The organism is Xanthomonas theicola, from assembly GCF_014236795.1.
GTDB classification, from domain to species: domain Bacteria; phylum Pseudomonadota; class Gammaproteobacteria; order Xanthomonadales; family Xanthomonadaceae; genus Xanthomonas_A; species Xanthomonas_A theicola.
This window is the reverse complement of record NZ_CP049017.1, coordinates 453,306-477,227: the sequence shown is the minus strand read 5'-3', so window position 1 is coordinate 477,227 and position 23,922 is coordinate 453,306. Positions and strand designations below refer to the sequence as shown.

Below are 23,922 nucleotides of genomic sequence, written 5' to 3'. Positions count from 1 at the left end.
GGTTGAAGCGTTGTGACACGGACGCAGGGCGGTCTCAAGAATCAAGTGCAACACGTGATTTGAACGCTGCGATGTCCGCTTCCATTGCCTCGCTAGGCGTCTTCCAGCCAAGTGTCTGGCGAGGGCGAGTGTTCATCAGCAACGCGATGTGATTGAGGTATTCCTGGCTGACGGCGGATAGGTCCGCCCCCTTGGGCAGGAACTGGCGAAGTAGACCGTTGGTGTTCTCATTGCTTCCGCGCTGCCACGGTGCGTGCGGATCGGCGAACCAGACCTGGCTGTTCAACCGCTGCATCCGTTCCTCGTAGCAGGTCCGTTCCGCGGTCGTCGGGCAGGCTCTCACCCAGGAAGGCCGGCCGCTGCTTCATCTGCCGGGGAAACCCCTCGACCGCCGCCTGCGCCGTGCCACCGTCCATCCTGCACAGCACCACCAAGCGGGTCTTGCGTTCCACCAGTGCGCCCACGCATGAACGGTTGAACGCGCCTTCGATCAGGGCGCCCTCCCCATGCCCCGGCGCCCGGCGCTGCTTCACCGGGTCCGGGCCATGCACGATGCGCAGTTCCTCCGGCGCCCACGAGCGCACCGCCGCTGTCGTGCGCCTGCGACCTGGTGTGGGCTGGCCGCCTCTCCATGCATGGATCAGCGCCTTGTTCAGACCACCCCGCCGCTGCGTGTCGATCGCCGCAGCGATCCTCTCGTGGCTGACCCGCTGGCTGGAAGCGTCCGGATGCCTGTCCCGCCGTGCGGCCGCGATCTGCTGTGGCGACCAGCGCTCGTACACCAGGCGCTCATCGACGCACGGGAACAACGACGAACCTTCCAGGGGCCGGCGAGGGCGCACGCAGCGCGATCGGCGCGAGCGATAGGCCGCCGCCGCCGCGTGCGCACAGGACACCGGCCCTTGCAGACCACCGACCTGGCGGCTCGGCGTCGATGCACGGCGTCCCCACCGGCGACCGATCTTGCGCAAGCGCGTTCCTCGATCGCGCTCCACCTGCAGCACCGCGCGTTCCTCAACACGCAGATGACTGGACTGTTTGCCCAGCACAACCTCCTGCGCTCTGTGAGGTGTTGCACTTGGAACTTGAGTCCAAGCAGGCTGACACTGATCGACATCGCGCGCTCGTAGCCCGGCGCGGCTCGGGTGCGTGCGCCGCTCAAGGCATTCGACCGCCTGCTGGGCAATCGCACGTTGCACGTCGAGCGATCGGTCATCGATCGTGACATGGCGCACTGGGCGGCGCCCAGCCTGTGATCGTCATCGACTGGAGCGACCTGAAGCCGGACAAATCGTGGTGTCTGCTGCGTGCGGCCGTGCCGGTGGGCGGGCGCACGCTCACCTTAGCTGGACATGGTCGTCCCAGGAGCAGCAGGGGTCGCCTGGCGCAAAAAACGCTTCTTGCAGCAGCCGAGGACACTGATTCCAGCCAATGCCCGCCCGATCCTGGTCACCGATGCCAGATTGCGGACGCCGTGGTTCTGCGCCGTATCGGCCCTGGGCTGGTGTTGGGTTGGGCGACTGCGCGGGCGCACGCCAGTCAAGCCGCAGGACGTGCCGGATGAGGCAGGGCAATGGGTCGACAGCAGGCAATTGCATGTTTAGGCATCCAATCGTGCCTGCGGGTTACCGCCGATGCAGGCCAATCGCAGCGATCCGCTCGATTGCCGAGTAAATATCCCCCGGCAAAGCCGGGGGCTTTAGAGATGTGAGCCGCTCAAAGCGGCTGCGGGAGCGCTACGCGCCTCCCTTGTTAGGGCCACTGGACCGGCCAGCCTTTCGTAGACATCCGGACGCCATAATTGATGGCAATGACCGAGGTGTTTATGGGCAACAGCAAGCAGTACACGGATGAGTTCCGGGCCGAGGCGGTGAAGCAGGTGATCGAACGCGGCTTCACGGTGGTGGATGTGGCCTCCCGAATCGGGATTCCCAAGCACACGCTATACGGGTGGGTGCAGGCCGCCAGGAAGATGGCGCCGGCAGCCGGCGCTGCAGCGGCGTCGACCGACTCAGCGGAGATTCGCCGGCTCAAGGCCGAACTGAGGCGGGTAACCGAGGAGCGCGACATCCTAGAAAAAGCCGCCGCGTACTTTGCCAAGGGGTAAGGGCGAAGTACGCGTTCATGCGTGCGCACGTCCGGGAGTTTCGTCTGGCGACGATGTGCCGGGTGCTGGGCGTGCATCGCAGTGGTTACTAGGCCTGGCTGCGCAACGGCACCAGCGTCCGCGAACGCGAGGACCAGCGCTTGCTGGGCCTGATCAAGCACCACTGGCTGGCCAGCGGCGCGGTGTACGGCTATCGCAAGCTCACCCTGGATCTGCGTGAGGCCGGCGAGCGTTGCAGCCGTCACCGGGTGCGGCGCTTGATGAAGGCCGAAGGCTTGCGAGCGCAGGTTGGCTACGGCAGCAAGCCGCGTTAGCGGGGAGGTCCGGTCGGCGTGGTGGCGAATGTGCTCAACCGGGACTTCATTCCGCAGGCCCCGAACAAGGTCTGGGTCACGGACATCACCTATCTCCGCACCTACGAGGGCTGGCTGTTCTTGGCAGCGGTAATGGAGCTGTATTGGCGCCAGATCGTGGGTTGGGCAACCGCTTCGACAATGACCAGCGATCTGGTGCTGCAGGCACTGGTGGCAGCGGCGTGGCGGCGCAAGCCCGGTCCTGGCGTGATGGTGCACTCCGACCAGGGCTGGCAGTTCACCAGCAGCGATTGGCAGTCGTTCCTGAAGGCGCACCGGATGGTGCCGAGCATGAGCCGACGCGGGAACTGCCATGACAACGCCGTGGCCGAGAGCTTCTTCAGCGTCTTGAAGAAGGAACGTATCAAGCGTCGGATCTACCCGACACGCGCCATGGCGGCATCGGACGTGTTCGACTATATCGAGATGTTCTACAACCCGATCCGCCGGCATGGTTCCGCTGGCGGCGTGTCACCGGTAGAGTTTGAAAGGCGCTACGCGCAGAGCGGCGACTGAGTGTCTACGGAAATCTGGCCGGTCCAATTTACCGTGGGAGAACGGTCATAAGATCAGTTTTTTTACAGCCTCAACTCGACACTGGTAGGGCCAAAGGGGGCAGGTCAAGACGGACAAGGATTCGGCCGAGGCGGCGCAGAAAGAAGGCATTGAGCTACGTTGGTGAAACTGCAGCAGGCCAAGAAGGGGTTCGTGTTGTTGCCGCGGCGTTGGGTAGTGGAGCGCAGCTTTGGCTGGGTCAATCGCCTCCGGTGTCTGGCCCGCGACTACGAACGTCTGCCCGAGATGCTGGCAGGGCTGCACTTCGAGGTTTAGCAGTAAGCTGCCTTTGGCGAATGCCGTTAGTTTTCCCAAAAACGGTGGTTAATCGGGAAAGCAGCCGGTGCTGTCCCGATCATAGGCTAACCCGCGATCAGACTGGTCGTGGGATTATCGAGCAGGCTGGAAAAGCTCTATGAGCATTTGCTCGTTGTCGTGAACGAAGGCGAAACGGCTGCCGCCACTGTTGGGAACCTCGCGCGGCGGAGACACGACGTCGATGCCCTTTTCCCGCAACGCCGCGACCGTCGCATCGAGGTCGGCGACCTCGATTGCGAAATGGTTGATGCCACCGATTCGCAGGTTCGTCTCGGCTTGGCGACGCTCCGCGGCCATTGGCGTCGCTAGCTCGTTCTGGAACAACTCGATCTTCAGGTCGCCCCGACCTATGAAGGCGGCCTTCACCCCCGGCCAACCATAGGCATACAGGCGCTCGAAGCCGAGATTGTCGACATACCATTGCGTGCTAGCTTCGATATCCTTGACGACGATGCCGAGGTGATGAAACTTCGTGATCTCGGTCATTGGGACGGTTTGTCCGAATGTTGGTGGTGACATGAGCAGGCCGAGAACGATCCCGGCATATGAGAGTGTGCTGAATTTGGTCATGTGAGCTCTTTCCGGTAGCGCAGGTCTGTGAGGTCAGGAAGAAGTGCGGGAAGCACGTCGCGCATCGTGCAAGGTGTGCGGCCGAGCAGCTTTTCCAGTGTCTGGTCGGTGGCCGCGAAGTCGCCGCGTCGAGCGGCACGGAACACGCCGAGCAGCATGTTGGCGTAGAACGGGGGCATGCCGGCGGCGACCCGCGCGTTCCGCCACTCCTCGTCCGGGACGACCGTATGGCGCACGTAGCGCCCCGTGATCTCAGACGCAATGGCCGCCAGTTCCGCCATGGTCAGCACTTCCCCGGCGGTAAGCGGCTGCGTGGCGCCGCTCCAGTCCTCCTCGTCCGCGAGGATCGCCGCGTCCGCCTCCGCCAGGTCGGCACGTGCCGTCCAACTGACCGGGCCGTCCTCAGGCGTCAGCAACTCGCCCGCACTGAGATCGGCACCGATCATCTGTAGGCAGCTTTCGGCGTAGAAGCCGTGGCGTAGCGCTGTGTACGCCACCCCAGTCTCCGCAAGGTCCGCCTCGGTGGCCGCATGCTGATCGGCTGGCAGGAACGGCGATCCCGCCCGCGCGCCCATGTGGCTGGTGTAGAGAATGCGTCGGACGCCCGCATCGCGTGCAGCGCCGATCGCGGTGCGGTGAAGCTGTCGCGCCTCGTCACCAAGCTTGTCAGTGGAGACGATCAGAACCTGATCAGCGTTGGCAAAGGCTCGCTCCAGGCTGGCGGCGTCTGCGAAGTCGCCGGTGCGTATCCTGACACCGCGTTTAGCGAACTGGGAGGCCTTGCCCGGATCGCGGACGCTTACGGCGATCTGATCGGCCGATACGCGCCGCAGCAGACCGTCCACCACAGCCTTGCCGAGATGACCCCCGGCTCCTGTCACGACAATCATAATTCCTCCAATTGCCTAACGTTGTTAGGAAGTTCATGATATCATTGATAACAATAGTTTGCAATCGCCGATACCATCCAACGCAGAGCAATGATGTCGATGGGTATGGTTTAGTCACTGAAAAGGAGAGGCGTTCTTGAGCGAGGTAGAGGCCCCGGATCTGCGGGCGCGGGTGCTGGATGCAGCAACGCGCCTTATCGCCCGTGGAGGCATCGCTGCCTTGACGACGCGCGCCGTGGCGGCGGCTGCGTCGGTCCAAGCGCCCACTCTCTATCGGCTGTTTGGCGATAAGCAGGGGTTGCTGAACGCGGTTGCGGAGCACGGGCTCGCAGCGTTCCTCGCCGACAAGGCTGCCCTGCCGCCGCATCCCGATCCCGTGCAGAACCTCGCGAACGCTTGGGATAGCTACGTCGCCTTCGGTCTCGCCCACCCGACCGTCTTTGCGATCATGAACGAAGTTGGCGCCCCGACATCCGGATCACCAGCCATGCTGGCGGGCATTGCGATCCTGCACGAGCGGGTGGAGCGGATCGCGCGCGCAGGTCGGCTAAGGGTGCCAGTAGAGCGTGCGGTTGCGATGATCCATGCCGCTGGGGTCGGAACCGTCGCGACTCTGCTCGCAGTTCCCGAGGAGGCGCGCGACATGCACCTCTCACCTATGATGCGAGACGCCATTCTCGCATCTATCCTCATTGGCTCGTCGCAACAGGATCATACCGATCTCGCCTCATTGGCGATCGGCCTTCGCGCGCACGACACCGCCAAGCTGCTGACACCCGGGGAAGGATTGTTGCTGGCTGAGTTGCTCGACCGTCTCGCTCGATCCGATGAAGGGTAGAGAGCTTCCCGACCGGGAACGTGGAACAGGACAATCAAGGTCAAGCCACAACAGCTCCTGGAAAGCAGGAAGGATTTCCCAAAACCTGTTCCGGATTGCACTCTCTTACAAATGGCCGAGCGCAGATGGAGAAGTAGGACTCTGCCGAGAGGACTGAATGACCGCTTTCGGGCGTCCGCTTTATCGACTGCTGGACGCCGGACGGGGTGGAAAGCCTCCAGTCCGCTTCTAGAATGTGCGCCAAGAGATTGAGGCCGTAATGAAAGAGCGCGACACGCCGTAGCGCGCACCAGCGCGCGATGCGGGATTCCCGCAAGCAGAGCCGCGCAGCGCCGCAGGCACGAAGGCGTGAGCAACTGTCTTGAATGTCAAGCGCAGGCGGCTCGACGATATCCATACTCCAGACCAGTCTTGACATATGCCTCAATATGAAACATCATTAGTTACATGAAACGCGACAGCCGCCTGTCTTCCGTCCTGCATGCCCTTCTGCACATGGCCGAGCAGGATGGACCAGTCACTTCAGAAACCCTGGCGCAATGCCTGGGTACCAACCCCGTCGTCGTCCGGCGCACGATGGGGTATTTGCGAGAGGCAGGCATCGTGACGTCGGATCGAGGCCCCGCTGGTGGATGGCGCATCCATGCCGACCTGGGCTCTGTCACCCTTCGCCAGCTGCACGAAGCGCTGGGCGAGCCGGCCATGTTTGCCATCGGCAACCGCAACGAGACGCCGGAGTGCTTGGTCGAGCAGGCGGTGAATGCCGCACTCGAAGGTGCCTTCGCCGAAGCCGAGGCGCTGCTGCTGAAGCGGTTTTCGGAAATCACGCTCGCCGATCTGGCCGCTGACTTTGCGCGCCGGCATGCGGCGGTGCGAAGCCAAAGGCGTTGACCATGAACCATGACGTCATCGTCATCGGCGGGAGCTATGCGGGAATGGCCGCAGCCCTGCAACTGGTGCGTGCGCGCCGGGCCCTGCTGGTGATCGATGCGGGCGAGCGGCGCAACCGCTTCGCCGGCCATTCGCACGGGTTTCTCGGCCAGGATGGCGTCCCCCCCGGCGAGATCGCGGCGAACGCACGTCGCCAGCTCGAAACCTATCCGACGTTGACCTGGCTGGACGGCCGCGCCGAAGCCGTTTCAGGCCAAGTGGACGGCTTCACCGTCACAACCGCCGGAGGTGAACTGCACCGGGGCCGTCGCATCCTGCTGGCCGTCGGCGTGGCCGACCAGTTGCCTCCCATCGCCGGACTGGCCGAACGCTGGGGCAAGACGGTCTTCCATTGCCCGTACTGCCACGGCTACGAGATCGGCCAGGGCCGCATCGGCATCATTGGCACCGGCTCGATGTCGATCCATCAGGCCGAACTGCTCACAGACTGGGGCGACGTGACATTGCTCGCCAATGAGACCGTGGAACTGAGCCATGACGCCAGATTTACCTTGCGGCGTCGGGGCGTGACGATCGAGGAGGCGCCGATCGACAGGATCGAAGGGCGTGCCGATGTGGCGATGACCGATGGACGGCGGCTGCGCTTTGCAGGTCTGTTCACGGCAAGCCGCACCGATCCATCGGGCTCCCTAGCCGAAGCGATCGGCTGCAAGCTGGAAGAAACGCCCATCGGCACACAGGTGCGCACCGATGCCGAGAACAAGACTTCGGTGCCGGGCGTGTTTGCCTGCGGTGATGTGGCCCGAGTCCCCCATTCGGTGTCGCAGGCCGTGGGCAACGGCGCCATGGCCGGCCTCCAGTTGCACCGCTCGCTGCTCTGGCCAGACGCCGTACAGCCCCTGCAAGAGGAAGCGACCGTCCCATGATCTCGTTTTCCGGTTCGACCATCGTTTCCAGCTACGCCGAGAACGCCGCGCGGATGGTGCCCGGCCTGCGTGACTTGCCGAAGATGGCCGGTGCGCTGCTGGCCGAGCGTGCGCCGGCCAATGCGCACATCCTGGTGCTTGGTGCCGGCGGCGGGCTTGAGTTGAAGGGCCTCGCCGAGATGCAACCAAGCTGGCGCTTCGATGGCGTGGACCCGTCGGCCGAAATGCTCCGATTGGCCCGCACGACACTGGGGCCTCTCGCATCCCGTGCGTGCCTGCACGAAGGCTATATCGACATGGCTCCCATGGGACCGTTCGACGGTGCGACCTGCCTTCTGACACTGCACTTTCTTCCGCGGGCCGAACGACTAGAGACCTTGAAGCAGATGCAGGCGCGTCTCAAGGTCGGCGCGCCTCTGGTCGTCGTGCATCACAGCTTGCCCGACGAAGGCCCGGACCAGGACAAGTGGCTCCAGCGCAACGTTGCTTTCGCAGTCGCCTCTGGAATGCCTTCGGCGCAGGCCGAGAACATTCTGGCACTGAAGGGGCGACTGCCCGTGCTCTCGCCGGAGCAAGACGTTGATCTGCTTAACGAGGCCGGATTCACGCACATCGAATTGTTCTATTGCGCATTCACTTTCAAGGGCTGGGTCGCCCGCAGGCCATGAGCGATCGGGTCCACTCGGCCTTGTGGTGGCCCGCTGTCGCTCTCAGCATCGCTTCGAGCAGGTGTTGCCCCTTCTTTCCATGGCATGCCGGTTCTTGCCATGGCATTCAGAATGATCAGTAGCTTGCGCATGCAAGCCACGATGGCGACCTTCTTGGGCTTGCCTGCGGCCACCAGCCGCTGATAGCAGGCTCGGATCACAGGGTTGTGCCGCATAGCCACGATTGCCGCCATGTAGAGGGCGCTGCGCACCGTTGCTCGACCACCGCAGATCATGCGCTTGCCGCGTGACTGGCCCGAGTCCCGGTTCATTGGCGCGACGCCGACCAGTGAGGATATCCGCTTGGCCTTGAGCTGCCCCAATTCTGGAAGTTCGGAAATCAGCGCAACCGTTGTCGCTGGCCCAACGCCTTTGACGCTCTGCAGGAGCTTCGTCAGACTGGCTCGATACTTGGCGAGATGTGCTGCGATCCTCGCGTCGATGTCCTGAACCTGGCGCTTAAGGATGTTCATCATCTCAATGATCCCAGGCTGCACATCCGCGTGAGAGGCGTACTTGCGCTGACGTTCACTGACTTGCAAGCGTACAAGCTGCCTGCGGCGAGTCACCAGCGCATGCAGGCACTGCTGCGTCTCATCTGCCATCGGCTTGGTGAAACGATCCTGGTCTGGGCGTTTGTCGATCGCTTCGGCCAGCTCTGCCAGCATCAGGGCATCGACGCGATCCGTTTTTGCCAGTCTGCCCATCGCCTTTGCGAAGTCCCGTGCCTGCCTCGGATGGATCACCGCTGCTCGGAATCCTGCGGCTTGCAGAGCACAGGCGCAGGCAAATTGGTAGCGCCCAGTTGTGATATTGCCCCCGTATCCCAGTCACCGTCCTATTCGCAATAAAGCGCCTGGTCCATGGCTGGTTCCTGGCGCGCGCCGGTAGCCATAGCTTGGCAAATCGGTAATCTCCTGGCGCAGCTCAGCCAACAGGCTGGCATCGTCACGAGGTGTGCGATGACTGCGCCCGTCTGTCCAGCAGGTCACGCACAGCATAGGGCGCTGTCGCCAGCGTGATTGAATGAGATGGCCCAGCGCCGCCTCATCCCACCCTCAATTGCCGACGCAGAGCGGTTTCGTGCTGCCGCCTGCCCGGTTGGACCAGAGGATGCGAAATCCTCTCAACGATATGACAGGTTGTTCGAGGTGCCCTGAAGTCGCTCCCACAAGTGGCATCGCTTGGATCGAAAACGCTCTAGCGCAGCAGGCGGTACAGTAGGCAGAAGGTGGCGGCCTTGGCCAGGCCGACCCCGAACGCGATCAGCAGCGACTCACGCCGCGTCACGCACCGCCCCGGCCAGCGCATCCAGCGTGTGCTGGACCAGCGCCGCATCGTCGGCCTCGACGGTGACGCGCACCACCGGCTCGGTGCCCGACGGCCGCAGGAAGGCGCGGCCCCGGCCCTGCACCGCGGCCTGCGCCCACTGCAGCGCCTGCTGCACGCTGGCAGCCTCGACCGCCGCGCGGGCGCCGGTCTCTAGGCGCACGTTGACGGTCTTCTGCGGCACCTTGACCAGCCCGGCCAGCGCCTGGCGCAGGCCGACGCCGTCGCGCGCGAGCGCCTCGAGCACCTGCAAGGCGCTGACGATGCCGTCGCCGGTGCTGGCCCGGTCCAGGCACAGCAGATGGCCGGAGGCCTCGCCGCCCAGGATGCCGCCGCCCTCGACCAGCGCCTGATGCACGTAGCGGTCGCCGACCTTGGCACGCTGGAACGCGATCCCGAGGCGCGCCAGCGTCTGTTCCAGCCCGTAGTTGGTCATCAGCGTGCCAACCACCGGACCGCGCAGGCGGCCGCTGGCCTGCCAGCCACGCGCCAGCACGTACAGCAGGTCGTCGCCATCGACCGGATTGCCCTGGTCGTCGGCCATCAGCACGCGGTCGCCGTCGCCGTCGAAGGCGATGCCCAGCTGCGCGCCATGGCTGCGCACGTTGCCGGCGAGGTTGTCGATGTGCATCGAGCCGACCCCGGCGTTGATGTTGAGCCCGTCCGGCGCAGCGCCGATCGCGATCACCTCGGCGCCCAGTTCGCGGAACAGCAGCGGCGCGATGTGGTAGGTCGCGCCATGCGCGCAGTCCAGCACCACCTTCAGCCCACGCAGGTCGAAGCCGCGCGGCACGCTGGCCTTGCAGAACTCGATGTAGCGGCCGATCGCGTCGCGCGCGCGCATCGCCTTGCCCAGGTGCTCGGAATCCACCGTGGCGAACGGCGCGTCGAGCGCGGCTTCGATCGCGCTCTCGGTGGCGTCGTCAAGCTTCTCGCCCTCGGCGGAAAAGAACTTGATGCCGTTGTCGTAGTGCGGGTTGTGCGAGGCGCTGATGACGATGCCGGCGTCGGCGCCGAGCGTGCGGGTCAGGAACGCCACCGCCGGGGTCGGCATCGGCCCGAGCAACTGCACGTTGGCGCCGGTGGCGACCAGCCCGGCCTCCAGCGCCGACTCGAACATGTAGCCGGAAATGCGCGTGTCCTTGCCGATCACCACCGTCGGCCGGACGCCGCCGCCGGCACCGAGCACGCGGCCCAGCGCGTTGCCCAGGCGCATCACGAAATCGGCGGAAATCGCGCCCTGCCCGACCCGGCCGCGGATGCCGTCGGTGCCGAAGTAGGTGCGGGCGCTCATCGCTGCGGGACTCGGGACTCGGGACTCGAGACTCGGTCAAAAGCTGAGAAACTCAGGGATTGCGAGAAGCGCTCTCTCCTCGCGCAAAGTATCCGCCACGCCAGACCACGAGTCCCGAGTCCCGAGTCCCGAGTCCCGACACTCCGAGTCCCGACGATCACGCCACTACCTCCGTCTTGGCCGGTGCCGGCTGCCGCATCATCATCGCCAGCAGTTCGGACAGGCGCTCGCGCAGCGCGCGGCGGTCGCAGATCTGGTCGATGGCGCCATGCTCGAGCAGGAACTCCGAGCGTTGGAAGCCTTCCGGCAGGGTCTCGCGCACGGTCTGCTCGATCACCCGCGGGCCGGCGAAGCCGATCAGCGCGTGCGGTTCGGCGATGTTGATGTCGCCGAGCATGGCGAAGCTGGCCGAGACGCCGCCGGTGGTCGGATGGGTCAGCACCGAGACGTACGGCAGGCCGGCCTCGCGCAGGCGCCCGAGCGCGGCCGAGGTCTTGGCCATCTGCATCAGCGACAACAGGCCTTCCTGCATGCGCGCGCCGCCGCTGGCGGAGAAGCAAACGAACGGCGCGCCGATCCGCAGTGCGGTCTCGGCGGCCAGCGCGAAACGCTCGCCGACCACCGACCCCATCGAGCCGCCCATGAAGGCGAAGTCGAACGAGGCGGCGACCAGCGGCTGCGCCTTCAGCAGGCCCTGCATCGCGATCAGCGCGTCGTACTCGCCGGTGCTCTTCTGCGAGGCCTTGATGCGCTCGCCGTACTTCTTCTGGTCCTTAAACTTCAGCGCGTCGGTCGGGCCCAGACGCGCGCCGATCTCGGTCGGCGCGGTGTCCGGATCGAACAGCGCCGCCAGCCGCGCGCGCGCGCGGATCGCCATGTGGTGGCCGCACTTCGGGCACACCTCCAGGTTCTCCTCCAGTTCCGGCCGGTACAGCACGGCGCCGCAGTTCGGGCACTTCTCCCACAGGCCTTCGGGAACGCTGCGCTTCTTGCTGGGCGTGCTGTCGGTGCGGATGCCGGAGGGCATCAATTTGCTGAGCCAACTCATGCGGAATGACGATCCAGTCGCGCGGCCCGCCGGGCCGCCAAGGGGCGACAGTCTAGCGTGACGCTAGACATCGCGCCGCAATGCGACCGCGCGAGCCGCAGCGCCATGCCCTTGCCGCATCGCAACAATCCCGCCCTTGCGGCCGCGGCCCGGCGGCGCGCTCGGCCGCGACGAACAGTACCTTCCGTCAAGCCGACCGGGCGTCGCTGTGCGAGCGGACCATGCCGATGGGGCGGCGACCGGCGCCGACCAGATCGCCGCCGCCCGCAGACCCACGCGTTTTCACCCTGGGTCCAGCGCCTGCCGCAGCGGCGCCAGGAAGGCCAGCGCACGGTCGCGCACCTCTTGCAGGGTGCCCGCCTCGGCCAGCGCCGCGACCAGCGCGCTGCCGACCACCACGCCGTCGGCATCGGCGGCCATGGCCTTGGCGCTGGCGGCGTCCTTGATCCCGAACCCGGCCACCACCGGCACCGCGGAACGCGCGCGCAGCTGGCGCAGGCGATCGCCGGCGGCGCGGGTGTCGAGATGGTCGGCGCCGGTCACGCCGGCGAAACTGACGTAGTACAGGTAGCCGCGCGCCGCATCGCACAACCGGCCGATGCGGGCGTCGCTGGTGGTCGGCGAGGCCAGCACGATCAGGTCCAGGCCGGCCGCGGTGAAGATCGCCAGGGTCTCGGCCGATTCTTCCGGCGGCAGGTCGACCAGCAGCACGCCGTCCACGCCGGCGGCCACCGCCTCGTCGGCGAAGCGCGCGGTGCCGTGGATCTCGACCGGATTGAGGTACCCCATCAACACCACCGGCGTGGCCGCATCGTCGCGGCGGAACGCACTGACCGTCTGCAGCACGTAGGCCAGGCCGGCGCCGCGCGCCAGCGCGCGCTCGGAGCTGCGCTGGATGATGGGACCGTCGGCCATCGGGTCGGAGAACGGCACGCCGAGCTCGATCACGTCGGCGCCGGCCTCGACCAGCGCATGCATCGCCGGCAGCGTCGCCTGCAGCGACGGATCGCCGGCGGTGACGAACGGGATCAGCGCCTTGCGTCCGGCCTGGCGCAGCGCGTCGAAGCGCGCGGCGATGCGGTCCGAGGCGCGGCTCATGCGCAGCCCTCGACCAGTTGCACGGCGTCCCAGCGTCTCCAGTACCTCGATGTCACGGTGCCTTCTCCGGTTTCGTAGCGAACCGCGCGCCCGCGTTGCGGGTCGCGCCAGGTGAGATAGCGGTCGCCGGGACCGCCGCAGTGGTGCGGCTCGACGCCGTAGCCGGCGGGCAGGCGCGCGCGCGCCGCGGCCTCGCTGTCGCCGATGCGGACGCCGAACGGGCCGGGCGGCCCGGGGTCGGTGACGTCGGAGCGGGCGAAGCGGCCGTCCAGCACCCTCATCGCCACGTCCGCGGGCAGCAACCCGGCATGTGCTCGATCGGACCGTCGTCGTCGCGCTGCCAGGCCGCGCGCGGCGCCAGTTCGGCCAAGCGCTGGCCGATCCGCACCGCGCCGCTGCGATCCAACTCCGGTGCCGCCGCAGCCGCCGCTGCCAGCGCAGACGCGCACAGCAGCGCGATGGCGCCGCCGAGCCGGCACATGCCCTGCGCTTTCACAGCACCATGCCTTCGCGCGCGGCGATGGTGTGCACGTCCTTGTCGCCGCGGCCGGACAGGTTGCACAGCACCAGCGCGTCCTTGGGCAGCTCGCGCGCCAGCTTGATCGACTGCGCCACCGCATGGCTGGATTCCAGCGCGGCGAGGATGCCCTCGGTATGCGCCAGCAGGTGGAAGGCGGCCAGCGCCTCGTCGTCGGTGATGCCCTGGTAGACCGCACGGCCGCTGTCGGACAGGAACGCGTGCTCGGGGCCGACCCCCGGGTAGTCCAGGCCGGCGGAGAGCGAATGGGTCTGGATGATCTGGCCGTCGTCGTCGCAGATCACGTAGGTGCGGTTGCCGTGCAGCACGCCCGGACGGCCGGCGGCGATGGAGGCGGCGTGGCGGCCGCTGGCGATGCCGTCGCCGGCGGCTTCGGCGCCGTGGATCTTCACCCCGGGATCGTTGAGGAAGGCATGGAACAGGCCGATCGCGTTGCTGCCGCCGCCGACGCAGGCGCTGATCGCGTCCGGCAGGCGGCCGTAGTCTTCGAGCATCTGCGCGCGCGCCTCGCGGCCGACGATGGCGTTGAAGTCGCGCACCATGCGCGGATACGGATCCGGGCCGGCGACGGTGCCGATGATGTAGAAGGTGTCGCGCACGTTGGTCACCCAGTCGCGCATCGCCTCGTTCAGCGCGTCCTTGAGCGTGGCCGAACCGGAGGTCACCGGCACCACCCTGGCGCCGAGCAGCTGCATCCGGTAGACGTTGATCTTCTGCCGCTCGATGTCGGTGGCGCCCATGTACACCACACATTCCAGGCCCAGCCGCGCGGCCACCGTGGCGCTGGCCACGCCGTGCTGGCCGGCGCCGGTCTCGGCGATGATGCGGGTCTTGCCCATGCGGCCGGCCAGCAACGCCTGGCCGATGGTGTTGTTGATCTTGTGCGCGCCGGTGTGGTTCAGGTCCTCGCGCTTGAGCAGGATCTGCGCGCCGCCGACCTCGCGGCTGAGCCGCTCGGCGTGGTAGATCGGGCTGGGCCGGCCGACGTAGTGCTTCAGGTCCTTGTCGTACTCGGCGAGGAAGGCCGGGTCCTGGCGCGCCCGGTCGTAGGCCGCGGCCAGCTCCTGCAGCGGCCCGATCAGGGTCTCGGCGACGAAGCGGCCGCCATAGCGGCCGAAGTGGCCGCTGGCGTCGGGATAGGCGTGGAAGTCGCTGATGGGAACGGAAGACATGGCGATCGCAGGCAGCAGGATAGGTGCGCACTTTAGCGCGCGCGTCGCCCGGCAAAAACCGATAAAGTCTGCGCATACCCGTCAGGAAATCTCACATGTCCAGCCTGCGCCGCCTGCCTTCGCTGAACGCCTTGCGCGCGTTCGAGGCGGCCGCGCGGCTGCGCAGCGTCGGCCGCGCGGCGGCCGAACTGCACGTCACCCATGGCGCGGTCAGCCGCCAGATCCGGCTGCTGGAGGAGGAACTGGGGCTGGCGCTGCTGCAGCGCGAGGGCCGCGGCATTCGCCCGACCGCGGCCGGCGAGCGGCTGCGCGAGGCGGCCGGCGGCGCCTTCGCCCAGTTGCAGGACGCGGTGGCGGAACTGCGCCGCCCGGCGCGGCCCAGCGCGCTGGTGCTGGGTTGCCCGGGCAGCATCCTGGCGCGCTGGATGATCCCGCGCCTACAGGCGCTGCAGCGCGACCTGCCCGCACTGACCCTGCACCTGTCCGCGCACGAAGGCGAGTTTGGCGCCGACCTGGACGGCCTGGACGCCGCGCTGCTGCTCGGCCAGGCGCCATGGCCGGACGGCTGGCAGGTGCAGGTGCTGGCGCCGGAACGGATCGGCGCGGTGCTCAGCCCGGCCCTGCCGCACGCGCAGGCATTGGCGGCGAGCCCGCCGTCGGCGCTGTTGCGGCAACGTCTGCTGCACACCGCCTCGCGCCCACAGGCATGGCCGGCCTGGGCGCAGGCGCATGGCCTGGACCCGGCCGCGCTGCGCTACGGCACCGGCTTCGAGCACCTGTACTACCTGCTGGAAGCCGCGCTGGCCGGGATCGGCGTGGCGATCGCGCCGCAGCCGCTGGTCGCCGACGAACTGGTCAGCGGGCGCCTGCTGGCGCCATGGGGCTTCACCGACACCGGCGGGCAGTGGGCGCTGTGCGCGACCAGCGAACGCGACGATCCGCGCATCGACGCGCTGGCAGGCTGGCTGCGCATGCAACTGTGCTGAATCGCCGGGTGCCGCGGGAGCCGCCATGGCATCGCGCGGTGCGCGATGTCGCGCAGCCTGCCGGGACGCCGCGTGCCGCTGCCGGCCAGCCGATGCCGCGGCGGCGGGCTCAGCAGCCGTTGGCCAGTTCGTGGCAGTCGGCGCGGCGCACTTCCTCGACGAACTTGCGCATCTTGTGCCCGTCCTTGATGCCGGGCTGGCTCTCGATGCCACTGGAGACGTCGACGCCCCACGCCAGCGTCGCCACGATCGCGTCGAACACGTTGTCGGCGGTGATGCCCCCGGCGAGCAGGAACGGCCGGTGCAGGCCGGTGGGCAGGCGCGTCCAGTCGAAGGTCTTGCCGGAGCCGCCGCTCTCGCCGGGGGCATGGCTGTCGAACAGGAAGCCGGCGGCGTTCGGGTACTGCAGCTGCAGGGTGCGGGCGTTGACGTCGCTGCCGCCCATCGGCACCGCCTTCAGGTACGGCAGGTTGAAGCCGCGGCAGAAGCCGTCGTCCTCGTCGCCGTGGAACTGCAGCAGGGTCGGCCGCAACGTGCGCAGCACCTCGCGCACCTCGTCCTTGGGGTTGTCGCGGAACAGCGCGACCACGTCCACCATCGGCGCGGCCGCCTGCCGCATCGCGCGGGCTTCGGCCGGGGCCACCCGCCGCGGGCTGCCGTGCGCGAACACGAACCCTACCGAATCCACCCCAAGCTCGCCCGCCAGGCGGATGTCGCCGGCACGGGTCATGCCGCAGAACTTGATGCGGGTGCGATACAGCGTTCGATTCATAGGGTGACCTCGGCCGGAAGCTTGCAGATGGCGGGATAGAGGGGACCGACGAACGCCAGCCCCTGCGGTGGCGCGGTCGGGCCTGCGACGCGACGGTCGCGCCCGGCGAGCAGTTCGCCGATCCAGGGCACCGGCTTGTCGCCCGTTCCCACCATGATTAGGGAGCCTACGATATTGCGCACCATGTGATGAAGGAATGCATTGGCCTGGACCTGGACCTCGACGACCTCGCCGACCCGGGTCACCGCGATCGACTGCAGTTCGCGGCGCGCATGCAGCGCCTGGCACTGGATGCTGCGGAATGCGCTGAAGTCCTGTTCGCCCAGCAGCGCCTGCGCCGCGGCGTGCATCGCCTCGGCCTGCAGCGGCCGCCGTTCCCAGCTCAGCGTCTGCCGGTACAGCGCCGGGCGTACCTGGCGGTTGAGCAGGCGGTAGCGGTAGCGCCGCGCGCGCGCCGAGAACCGCGCATGGAAATCGTCCGCGGCCGGCACGCACCAGCGCACGCAGACCGAGGCCGGCAGCCGCGCGGTGGCGCCGAGCACCCAGCCGCGCGGCGCGCGCAGCGCGGCGCAATCGAAGTGCACCACCTGGCACTCGCCGTGCACGCCGGCGTCGGTGCGGCCGGCGCAGACCACGCTCACCGGCATGTCGGCCACCGACGACAGCGCCGCCTGCAGCGCCGCCTGCACGCTCGGCCCGCCGGATTCGCCGAGCTGCTGCCAGCCCTGGAATTGGCTGCCGTCGTATTCCACCCCCAATGCGTAACGCATCGCGCCCTACTCCGACACGACGCGCAACGCGGGCGCGAGCGTCCAGTGCCGTGCGTGACGGCCCGCGCGGACCCGCCGCGCCGCGTGCCGGCCGGCGGCCGCGGGCGGCCGCGGCAACGCCATGCAAGCTTGGCGGTCGGCCCCCCCGGCAGCACGCATCAGGCCAGCCGCGGCCTGGCAGCGCATCGGCGCGGCGGCAGGGTCGAAGGTGTGTTCGCGCATCGTCGCATTCCCTGTCGCGGCAGGGCGGCGACAGCGAAGCCGCCGCACGCCGCCCGCGCGTCTCAGCCCAGGCGTCCCAGCAACTGCACGGCCTCGGCACGCGCCGCCGGATCGCCACCGGCCGCCACTTCGGTCAGCAGAGTCCGCGCGGTTTCGTTGTCGCCCAAGTCCATGTAGGCCACGGCCAGCTCCAGGCGCTCGCGGCCGATCGGCGGATGGGTCGGCTCCCGCTCGGCGATCGGTTCGGCGGCGGCCGGCACATCCTCCTGATGCCAGGTCGGCTCGTGGCGTGCCGCAACCGCTGGCGCGACCGGGGTCGGCGCCAGCACCGGCGGCGGCTGCCGCCATGGCGCGTCGGCGTCGATCGGCGCCTGCGCCACGGGCGCAACCTCGGCCTCGGCATCGGGGCGCAATGCGAAGTGCGGATGCTCCGCTACCGGCACGTCGTCCGCGTCGTCGTGACGCGGCGCATGCCCGGCCAGCTTGCGCTCGAACGCCTGCTCCTGGTAAGCCTGCTCTTCGTACGCCTCGTCTTCGGCCACGTCGTGCGTGCGCTCGTCCAGTGGAGGCAGGTCCGGGGCATCCATGTGGCGATGCGCCACCACCGGCACCGCCGCGGCCAGCGCCGCCGTGTCGTCGTCGTGCCGCGGCAGCGGCGGCAACGGCGAGGGTTTGCGGCGGCGCGACAGCAGCAATGCGCCGACGCCCAGCACCAACAGCGCCAATCCGCCCCACAGCCACAGCGGCCAGCCGTTGGCCGCCGCCGGCGCGGGCTGCGCCGGGGCCTGGGTCTGCCCGGCCTGGGTCAGGCGCTTCTGCGCCGCGGCCAGGTCGCTGTCCTTCAACGCGATCAGTTGCTGCTGCTGGGACTTGAGCTTTTCCAGCTGCTCGACCCGCGAGCGCAGTTCCTGGACCTCGGCATCGCGTGCCGCGAGGTCTTCGCGCGCCTGCTGCAATTGTTGAGTCGCCACCATGTCTCCCTCATCGCCGGCACCGGTGCCGGACCTGGTTCCTGCGTTGTCGCGCTGCGCCGGCACCGCCGGCGCGATTTCCAGGCGTGCGCCGGCAGTCGCGGCCGGGCGGGCGGAAGCGTCCGTCGCATTCGCCACGGCCTGCTGCGCCTGTGCCGGCTGCGGCACCGGCACGCGCGCCTGACGCCATTGCGCGGCCTGCTCGCGGACGATGGCGGCGGCGGCGGCGGCATCGATGCTGGCCAATTCCTCCTGGCGTGGCGTGCGCAGCACCGCACCCTGTTTGAGCAGGTTGACGTTGCCGCGGATGAACGCATCCGGGTTGGCGCGCAGCAGCGCGAGCATGGTCTGGTCCAGCGAATGACCGTTGCCGCGCGCCAGCTGCCCGGCGATCTGCGACAAGGTCTGTCCGCGCTGCACCGGCGCCAACGCGTCGCCGGGCGCAGCCACCGGCGCCGGCACGCTGCGCACCGCTGCTGTCGGCGCATTCGGCGCGGCCGCCGGCGGCAACGGCGCGCTGCGGACGATGCGGTCGGACGGCAGCGCCGCGGCCGGTGCATCGATCGTCGGCGCATCGATCGCGGCGGCGGTGTTGGGCGCATCGACCAGCGCCGAGTATTCACGGATCAGCCGGCCCTGGCCCCAGTCGACCTCGATCAGGAAGCTCAGCGACGGCACCTGGACCGGCATGCGGCTGCTGACCCGGATCACCGCGCGGCCCTGGTTGGTCTGGGCGAACTGGAACTGAAGGTCGCCGACCAGCCCGTCGGGGCGCTGCAGCCCGACCCGGGCGAAGGTTGCGGGCGAGGCCAGCGCCACGCGCGCGTTCTCCAGTTCGCCGGGCTCGTTGGAAATCACCGGGATCTCGGCCAGGAACGGCTCGCCCGGCTTGGACAGCACGCGGATGTCGCCCAACCCCAGCGCCAGCGCGGCCTGGCTGCAGGCCAGCAACAGCACCGCGCACGTCGCGCGCCAGGCGCGGCGCAGACCGGCCGCAGGCGCGGTATGGCGACGAAGGCGATGGAAACTACGTGGTTGTAGGCGCATTACGCCTCGGCCCTTGGGTGTCGTGGCGTGCAATATATATGAAGCCGGGACCCGGGACCCGGGACCCGGAAGAGCAAAAGAGAATGGCAAGAGCCTGCATGCCTTGCCGTTGCACAAACCTGTCGCGGGGGCGCCCTCCACTCTCGCGTCAGCCCCCCCGGGTCCCCGGTTCCGAGTCCCGGCTACATCTTCAGCCTTCCTGCGCCACCAGTTCGGCCAGTTGCACCGCGTTGAGGGCGGCGCCCTTGCGGATGTTGTCGGAGACGATCCACAGGTTGAGGCCGCGCGGATGCGAGAGGTCCTCGCGGATGCGGCCGACGTAGACCGCGTCGTTGCCGGAGGCGTGGGTGACCGGGGTCGGATAGCCGCCGGCCTTGCGCTCGTCGACCACCTCCACGCCCGGCGCGGCGGCCAGCACGGCGCGCGCCTGCTCCACCGTCACCTTTCGGGTGGTCTCGATCGCCACCGCTTCGGAGTGGCCGTAGAACACCGGCACGCGCACCGCGGTCGGGTTCACCTGGATGCTGTCGTCGCCGAGGATCTTGCGCGTCTCCCAGACCAGCTTCATCTCTTCCTTGGTGAAGCCGTTGTCGAGGAAGTCGTCGATGTGCGGGATCAGGTTGAAGGCGATCTGCACCGGGAAGCGCTGCGGGTCGATGTCCTGGAAGTTGAGCAGCTGGCCGGTCTGCTTGCCCAGTTCCTCCAGCGCCGAGCGGCCGCCGCCGGACACCGACTGGTAGGTGGCCACGTTGATCCGCTCGATGTTGTACTCGCGATGCAGCGGCGCCAGCGCCACCAGCATCTGCATGGTCGAGCAGTTGGGATTGGCGACGATGCCGCGCGGACGCTGCTGCAGCGCCTGCGGGTTCACTTCCGACACCACCAGCGGCACGTCGTCGTCGTAGCGGAACGCGGAGGAATTGTCGATCACCACCGCGCCGGCGGCGGCGAACGTCGGCGCGTATTCCTTGGAGATGGCGCCGCCGGCGGAGAACAGCGCAATGTCCACACCGGTGGGGTCGAAGGTGGCCAGGTCGAGCACGGTGACGTTCTGGCCCTTGAATTCGACCTGGCCGCCGGCCGAGCGCTCGGAGGCCAGCGGATACAGGGTGGCGACGGGGAAATCGCGCTCGACGAGGATGGCCAGCATGGTTTCGCCGACGGCGCCGGTGGCGCCGACGACGGCGACGTTGAAACGACGGGGTTCGTTGCTCATGGGAGGGGGTTCGATCGGGTAGGAGAAAGGGAGAACAGCCGCACTGCCAGCTGGATTCGGGGAACCTCCCGAGCGCGCCGCTCAGGTCGCCGTAGGTTCCCTATCGTTTTTTGCCCGCGCCAATGCCGCCGCCGTTGCCGGCAGCCGCGATCGCGTCCAGGTTCAACGCATTCGGCGGACGCCCGGCGTCGGCGCCGATGCCCAGCGCGGCCAGCAGGTTGTCCACCGCCAGCGCCACCATCGCGCGGCGGGTCGCGTCGCTGGCGCTGCCGATGTGCGGGGTCAGCACCACCTTGCGCAGCGCCAGCAATTCCGGGCGCACCGCCGGCTCGCCTTCGTACACGTCCAGCCCGGCCGCGGCCAGGCGCCCGTGCGCGAGGGCATCTGCCAGCGCCGGCTCATCGACCAGGCCGCCGCGGGCGATGTTCACCAGCGTCGCGGTCGGCCGCATCTGCGCCAGCGCCGCGGCGTCGAGGATGTGGTGCGACTGCGCCGAATACGGCAGCACCAGCAGCAGGTGATCGGCGCGCGCCAGCAGTTCGTCGAAGCCGACGTAGTCGGCGGCGTGCGCGCGCTCCACCTCGGCCGGCAGGCGGCTGCGGTTGTGGTACAGCACGCGCATCGAGAAACCGGCGGCGCGGCGCGCGATGGCCTGGCCGATGCGGCCCATGCCGAGGATGCCCAGGGTGCTGCCGTGCACGTCGGCGCCGAGCATGGTCTGGAACGACCATTGCCGCCACTGCCCCTCGCGCAGCCAGCGCTCGGACTCGGTGATGCGCCGCGCCGCGGCCATCAGCAAGGCGAAGCCGAGGTCGGCGGTGGTCTCGGTGAGCACGTCGGGCGTGTTGCTGGCGACGATGCCGGCCGCGCTGAGCGCGTCCAGGTCCAGGTTGTTGTAGCCGACGTTGGCGATGGCGCGCAGGCGCGACGCGGCAGCGATCTCGGCCGCGCCGATGCGCTCGTTGAGCGTCACCAGCGCACCGTCCAGCGGCGCCAGGGCGGCGGCCAGCTGCGCCGGCGAATACTTGGTCACGTCCTGGGTGGTGGTCAGCGCGCAATGCGCGCTGAGCCGTGCGACGACGTCGTCGAACAGCGGCTGGCTGACCCACACCCGCGGCCTGGCGGACATCACGAAACTCCCTGCTGCCATCCATGGCGCGAAATGGTAATGCCGGCGACACCGGCCCGGCCATCCATGGCCGGGCGCTCGCAGGAACTGTGCGGCAATGCCGCGCATGGCACGTTCCCGTTCACCCAGGAATCCGCGGGGCGACGCTGCCGACGTCGCCGCACTGCGCGCGGTGGCGCAGCGCCTGGTCCATCAGCACCAGCGCCACCATCGCCTCGGCGATCGGGGTGGCGCGGATGCCGACGCAAGGATCGTGGCGGCCGGTGGTGACAACGTCCACCGCCTGCCCGTCCACGTCCACCGTGGCGCCGGGCAGGCGCAGGCTGGAAGTGGGCTTGAACGCCAGCGAGGCGACGATCGGCTGGCCGGTGGCGATGCCGCCGAGCACACCGCCGGCATGGTTGGACAGGAAGCCGTCCGGCGCGATCAGGTCGCGGTGCTCGGTGCCCTGCTGGGTCACCGCGGCGAAACCGTCGCCGATCTCCACGCCCTTGACCGCGTTGATGCTCATCAGCGCCGCGGCCAGTTCGCCGTCGAGCTTGCCGTAGATCGGCTCGCCCCAGCCCGGCGGCACGCCGTCGGCGACCACGGTGACCTTGGCGCCGATCGAATCGCCGGACTTGCGCAGCGCGTCCATGTAGCGTTCCAGCTCCGGCACCTGCGCCGCGTGCGGCCAGAAGAACGCATTGTCCTCCACCGCGTCCCAGGCGAAGCCCTGCGGCAGCAGCGGCCCGAGTTGGGACAGGTAGCCGCGCACGCGCACGCCGTAGCGCTGCGCCAGCCACTTCTTGGCGACGACGCCGGCGGCCACGCGCATCGTGGTCTCGCGCGCCGAGGAGCGGCCGCCGCCGCGCGGGTCGCGGATGCCGTACTTCTGCCAGTAGCTGTAGTCGGCATGGCCCGGGCGGAACTGGCGGGCGATGTCGGTGTAGTCCTTGCTGCGCTGGTCGGTGTTGCGGATCAGCAGGCCGATCGGGGTGCCGGTGGTGCGGCCCGCATAGACCCCGGACAGGATCTCGACCGCGTCGGCCTCGCGCCGCGCCGAGGTGTGGCGGCTTTTGCCGGTGGCGCGGCGCTGCAGGTCGTGGGCGAACGCGTCGGCGTCGAGCTCCAGCCCCGGCGGGCAACCGTCGATCACGCAGCCGATCGCCGGCCCGTGCGATTCGCCGAAGGTGGTGACGGTCAGCAGGGTGCCGAAGCTGTTCGCGCTCATGGCCGCCGGCTCACCGGCCCGCGGCCAGTTCGGCGATGCGCGCACGGTGCGCGACCAGTTCGCGGGCGTCCACCGCGAAGATGCCCATCTGCCCGACCTTGAACTCGACCCAGGCCAATTCCACGTCCGGCAGCAACTGCACCAGCGCGCGCTCGGATTCGCCGACCTCGCAGATCAGCAGGCCGTCCTCGCTCAGGTGCGCCGGCGCGTCGCGCAGGATCTTCAGCGCCAGGTCCAGGCCGTCGTCGCCGGCGCGCAGGCCCAGTTCCGGCTCGTGCGCGTACTCGGGCGGCAGCGCGTCGGTCTCGGCGTGGGTGACGTACGGTGGGTTGGTCACGATCAGTTCGTAGCGGCGGCCCTCCAGCCCGGCGAACAGGTCCGACCTGACCAGCGCGACGTTGTGGGCCAGCAACCGCGCCTTGTTCTCGGCGGCCAGCGCCAGCGCGTCGTCGCTGATGTCGGCCGCGTCCACCTGCCAGTTCGGGTTGTAGTGGGCCATCGCGATGGCGATGCAGCCCGAGCCGGTGCACAGGTCCAGCGCGCGATCGACGTGGCGCCCGGCCAGCCATGGCTCGAAACCGGCCTCGATCAGCTCGGCGATCGGCGAGCGCGGCACCAGCGCGCGCGCGTCGCTCTTGAAGCTGAGTCCGGCGAACCAGGCCTCGCCGGTCAGGTAGGCGGCGGGAATGCGCTCGGCGATGCGGCGCTCGAACAGCGCCAGCACCTGCGCCTTCTCCGGCGTGGTCACGCGCGCGCCGCCGTAGGCCGGGCCCAGGTCGTGCGGCAGGTGCAGCGCATGCAGCACCAGTTGCGTGGCTTCGTCCAGGGCGTTGTCGTAGCTGTGGCCAAAGCTCAGTTCGGCGGCGTTGAAACGGCTGCTGCCGTAGCGGATCAGATCGATGATCGTGTGGAGTTCGGCGGCCGCGTCGGCAGTCATGGCAACAGGCAAGGCGATTCGGCCC

General features: G+C 68.4%; 19 protein-coding genes and 7 pseudogenes. 8 read left to right on the top strand and 18 right to left on the bottom strand.

The genetic code is table 11. The features are described 5' to 3' along the window. Positions 1–34: 34 nt before the first annotated feature. Positions 35–842: pseudogene (locus G4Q83_RS02120) on the bottom strand (IS30 family transposase). Between the two features lie 183 nt (positions 843–1,025). On the opposite strand from G4Q83_RS02120, the pseudogene G4Q83_RS02115 reads away from it, so the two are divergent. The 3 pseudogenes from G4Q83_RS02115 to G4Q83_RS02105 form a co-directional block, all read left to right on the top strand. After that, a pseudogene (locus tag G4Q83_RS02115) lies at positions 1,026–1,694 on the top strand (IS4 family transposase); the annotation flags it as partial. A gap of 131 nt (positions 1,695–1,825) precedes the next feature. Continuing rightward, positions 1,826–2,976 (top strand): annotated as a pseudogene (locus G4Q83_RS02110) (IS3 family transposase). 180 nt (positions 2,977–3,156) lie between these two features. Continuing rightward, positions 3,157–3,291 (top strand): annotated as a pseudogene (locus G4Q83_RS02105) (transposase); the annotation flags it as partial. A gap of 114 nt (positions 3,292–3,405) precedes the next feature. Here the strand turns inward: G4Q83_RS02105 and G4Q83_RS02100 are convergent. Together G4Q83_RS02100 and G4Q83_RS02095 are read right to left on the bottom strand one after the other, a co-directional pair. Continuing rightward, entirely contained in the window at positions 3,406–3,903 is a 498-nt protein-coding gene (locus G4Q83_RS02100; protein WP_211288255.1) for a VOC family protein, read from the bottom strand. After that, entirely contained in the window at positions 3,900–4,793 is an 894-nt protein-coding gene (locus G4Q83_RS02095) for an SDR family oxidoreductase (RefSeq protein WP_128418889.1), read from the bottom strand. The genes G4Q83_RS02100 and G4Q83_RS02095 overlap by 4 nt, the downstream gene beginning before the upstream one ends. Positions 4,794–4,929: 136 nt before the next feature. On the opposite strand from G4Q83_RS02095, the gene G4Q83_RS02090 reads away from it, so the two are divergent. From G4Q83_RS02090 to G4Q83_RS02075, 4 genes are all read left to right on the top strand, one after another. After that, complete coding sequence (locus G4Q83_RS02090) at positions 4,930–5,631, top strand: TetR/AcrR family transcriptional regulator (RefSeq protein ID WP_128418888.1); 702 nt, start codon at positions 4,930–4,932, stop codon at positions 5,629–5,631. A 447-nt stretch (positions 5,632–6,078) separates the two neighbouring features. Further along, complete coding sequence (locus G4Q83_RS02085; protein WP_128418887.1) at positions 6,079–6,522, top strand: Rrf2 family transcriptional regulator; 444 nt, start codon at positions 6,079–6,081, stop codon at positions 6,520–6,522. A 2-nt stretch (positions 6,523–6,524) separates the two neighbouring features. Then, positions 6,525–7,448, top strand: coding sequence for an NAD(P)/FAD-dependent oxidoreductase (locus G4Q83_RS02080; RefSeq protein WP_128418886.1), 924 nt, complete (start codon positions 6,525–6,527; stop codon positions 7,446–7,448). Further along, the gene (locus G4Q83_RS02075) at positions 7,445–8,116 is read left to right on the top strand and encodes a class I SAM-dependent methyltransferase (protein ID WP_211288254.1); all 672 of its coding nucleotides are present in this window, start codon (positions 7,445–7,447) and stop codon (positions 8,114–8,116) included. Before G4Q83_RS02080 ends, G4Q83_RS02075 begins: the two co-directional genes overlap by 4 nt. Before the next feature lie 92 nt (positions 8,117–8,208). Here G4Q83_RS02075 and G4Q83_RS24390 read toward each other — a convergent pair. The 7 genes and pseudogenes from G4Q83_RS24390 to trpB all read right to left on the bottom strand — a co-directional run. Further along, a pseudogene (locus tag G4Q83_RS24390) lies at positions 8,209–8,547 on the bottom strand (transposase); the annotation flags it as partial. Between the two features lie 189 nt (positions 8,548–8,736). Next, positions 8,737–8,901, bottom strand: a pseudogene (locus tag G4Q83_RS24385) (IS110 family transposase); the annotation flags it as partial. A gap of 530 nt (positions 8,902–9,431) precedes the next feature. Continuing rightward, positions 9,432–10,778 carry a phosphoglucosamine mutase gene (gene glmM / locus G4Q83_RS02065; RefSeq protein ID WP_128418885.1) on the bottom strand — a complete coding sequence of 449 codons (1,347 nt, stop codon included), beginning with the start codon at positions 10,776–10,778 and terminating at the stop codon, positions 9,432–9,434. Positions 10,779–10,935: 157 nt separating this feature from the next. Then, positions 10,936–11,826 carry an acetyl-CoA carboxylase, carboxyltransferase subunit beta gene (accD, locus tag G4Q83_RS02060; RefSeq protein ID WP_128418884.1) on the bottom strand — a complete coding sequence of 297 codons (891 nt, stop codon included), beginning with the start codon at positions 11,824–11,826 and terminating at the stop codon, positions 10,936–10,938. A 282-nt stretch (positions 11,827–12,108) separates the two neighbouring features. After that, positions 12,109–12,924, bottom strand: coding sequence for a tryptophan synthase subunit alpha (gene trpA, locus G4Q83_RS02055; RefSeq protein WP_128418883.1), 816 nt, complete (start codon positions 12,922–12,924; stop codon positions 12,109–12,111). Continuing rightward, positions 12,921–13,405, bottom strand: a pseudogene (locus G4Q83_RS24200) (cupin domain-containing protein). The gene trpA and the pseudogene G4Q83_RS24200 overlap by 4 nt, the downstream one beginning before the upstream one ends. A gap of 11 nt (positions 13,406–13,416) precedes the next feature. Next, positions 13,417–14,634: a tryptophan synthase subunit beta gene (gene trpB / locus G4Q83_RS02045; protein WP_128418882.1), complete on the bottom strand. Its 1,218-nt coding sequence runs from the start codon at positions 14,632–14,634 to the stop codon at positions 13,417–13,419. 95 nt (positions 14,635–14,729) lie between these two features. On the opposite strand from trpB, the gene G4Q83_RS02040 reads away from it, so the two are divergent. Then, the gene (locus G4Q83_RS02040; protein ID WP_128418881.1) at positions 14,730–15,620 is read left to right on the top strand and encodes a LysR family transcriptional regulator; all 891 of its coding nucleotides are present in this window, start codon (positions 14,730–14,732) and stop codon (positions 15,618–15,620) included. A gap of 109 nt (positions 15,621–15,729) precedes the next feature. Here the strand turns inward: G4Q83_RS02040 and G4Q83_RS02035 are convergent, their stop codons facing one another. The 8 genes from G4Q83_RS02035 to prmB form a co-directional block, all read right to left on the bottom strand. Beyond that, positions 15,730–16,392, bottom strand: a complete 663-nt coding sequence (locus tag G4Q83_RS02035; RefSeq protein WP_128418880.1) for a phosphoribosylanthranilate isomerase — start codon at positions 16,390–16,392, stop codon at positions 15,730–15,732. Continuing rightward, positions 16,389–17,162, bottom strand: coding sequence for a tRNA pseudouridine(38-40) synthase TruA (gene truA / locus G4Q83_RS02030; protein WP_128418879.1), 774 nt, complete (start codon positions 17,160–17,162; stop codon positions 16,389–16,391). Before truA ends, G4Q83_RS02035 begins: the two co-directional genes overlap by 4 nt. 6 nt (positions 17,163–17,168) lie before the next feature. Further along, positions 17,169–17,384, bottom strand: coding sequence for a hypothetical protein (locus tag G4Q83_RS02025; protein WP_128418878.1), 216 nt, complete (start codon positions 17,382–17,384; stop codon positions 17,169–17,171). A 62-nt stretch (positions 17,385–17,446) separates the two neighbouring features. Further along, positions 17,447–19,402 carry a type IV pilus assembly protein FimV gene (locus G4Q83_RS02020; protein ID WP_465270771.1) on the bottom strand — a complete coding sequence of 652 codons (1,956 nt, stop codon included), beginning with the start codon at positions 19,400–19,402 and terminating at the stop codon, positions 17,447–17,449. A gap of 190 nt (positions 19,403–19,592) precedes the next feature. Beyond that, a complete protein-coding gene (locus G4Q83_RS02015) occupies positions 19,593–20,618 on the bottom strand; it encodes an aspartate-semialdehyde dehydrogenase (RefSeq protein WP_128418876.1) in 1,026 nt (341 codons plus the stop codon). A gap of 100 nt (positions 20,619–20,718) precedes the next feature. Next, on the bottom strand, positions 20,719–21,747 hold the full coding sequence (locus G4Q83_RS02010) for a 2-hydroxyacid dehydrogenase (protein WP_128418875.1): 1,029 nt from the start codon (positions 21,745–21,747) through the stop codon (positions 20,719–20,721). A gap of 121 nt (positions 21,748–21,868) precedes the next feature. Continuing rightward, entirely contained in the window at positions 21,869–22,960 is a 1,092-nt protein-coding gene (gene aroC / locus G4Q83_RS02005) for a chorismate synthase (protein ID WP_128418874.1), read from the bottom strand. Positions 22,961–22,970: 10 nt separating this feature from the next. After that, positions 22,971–23,897 carry a 50S ribosomal protein L3 N(5)-glutamine methyltransferase gene (prmB, locus tag G4Q83_RS02000; RefSeq protein ID WP_128418873.1) on the bottom strand — a complete coding sequence of 309 codons (927 nt, stop codon included), beginning with the start codon at positions 23,895–23,897 and terminating at the stop codon, positions 22,971–22,973. Positions 23,898–23,922: the final 25 nt, after the last annotated feature.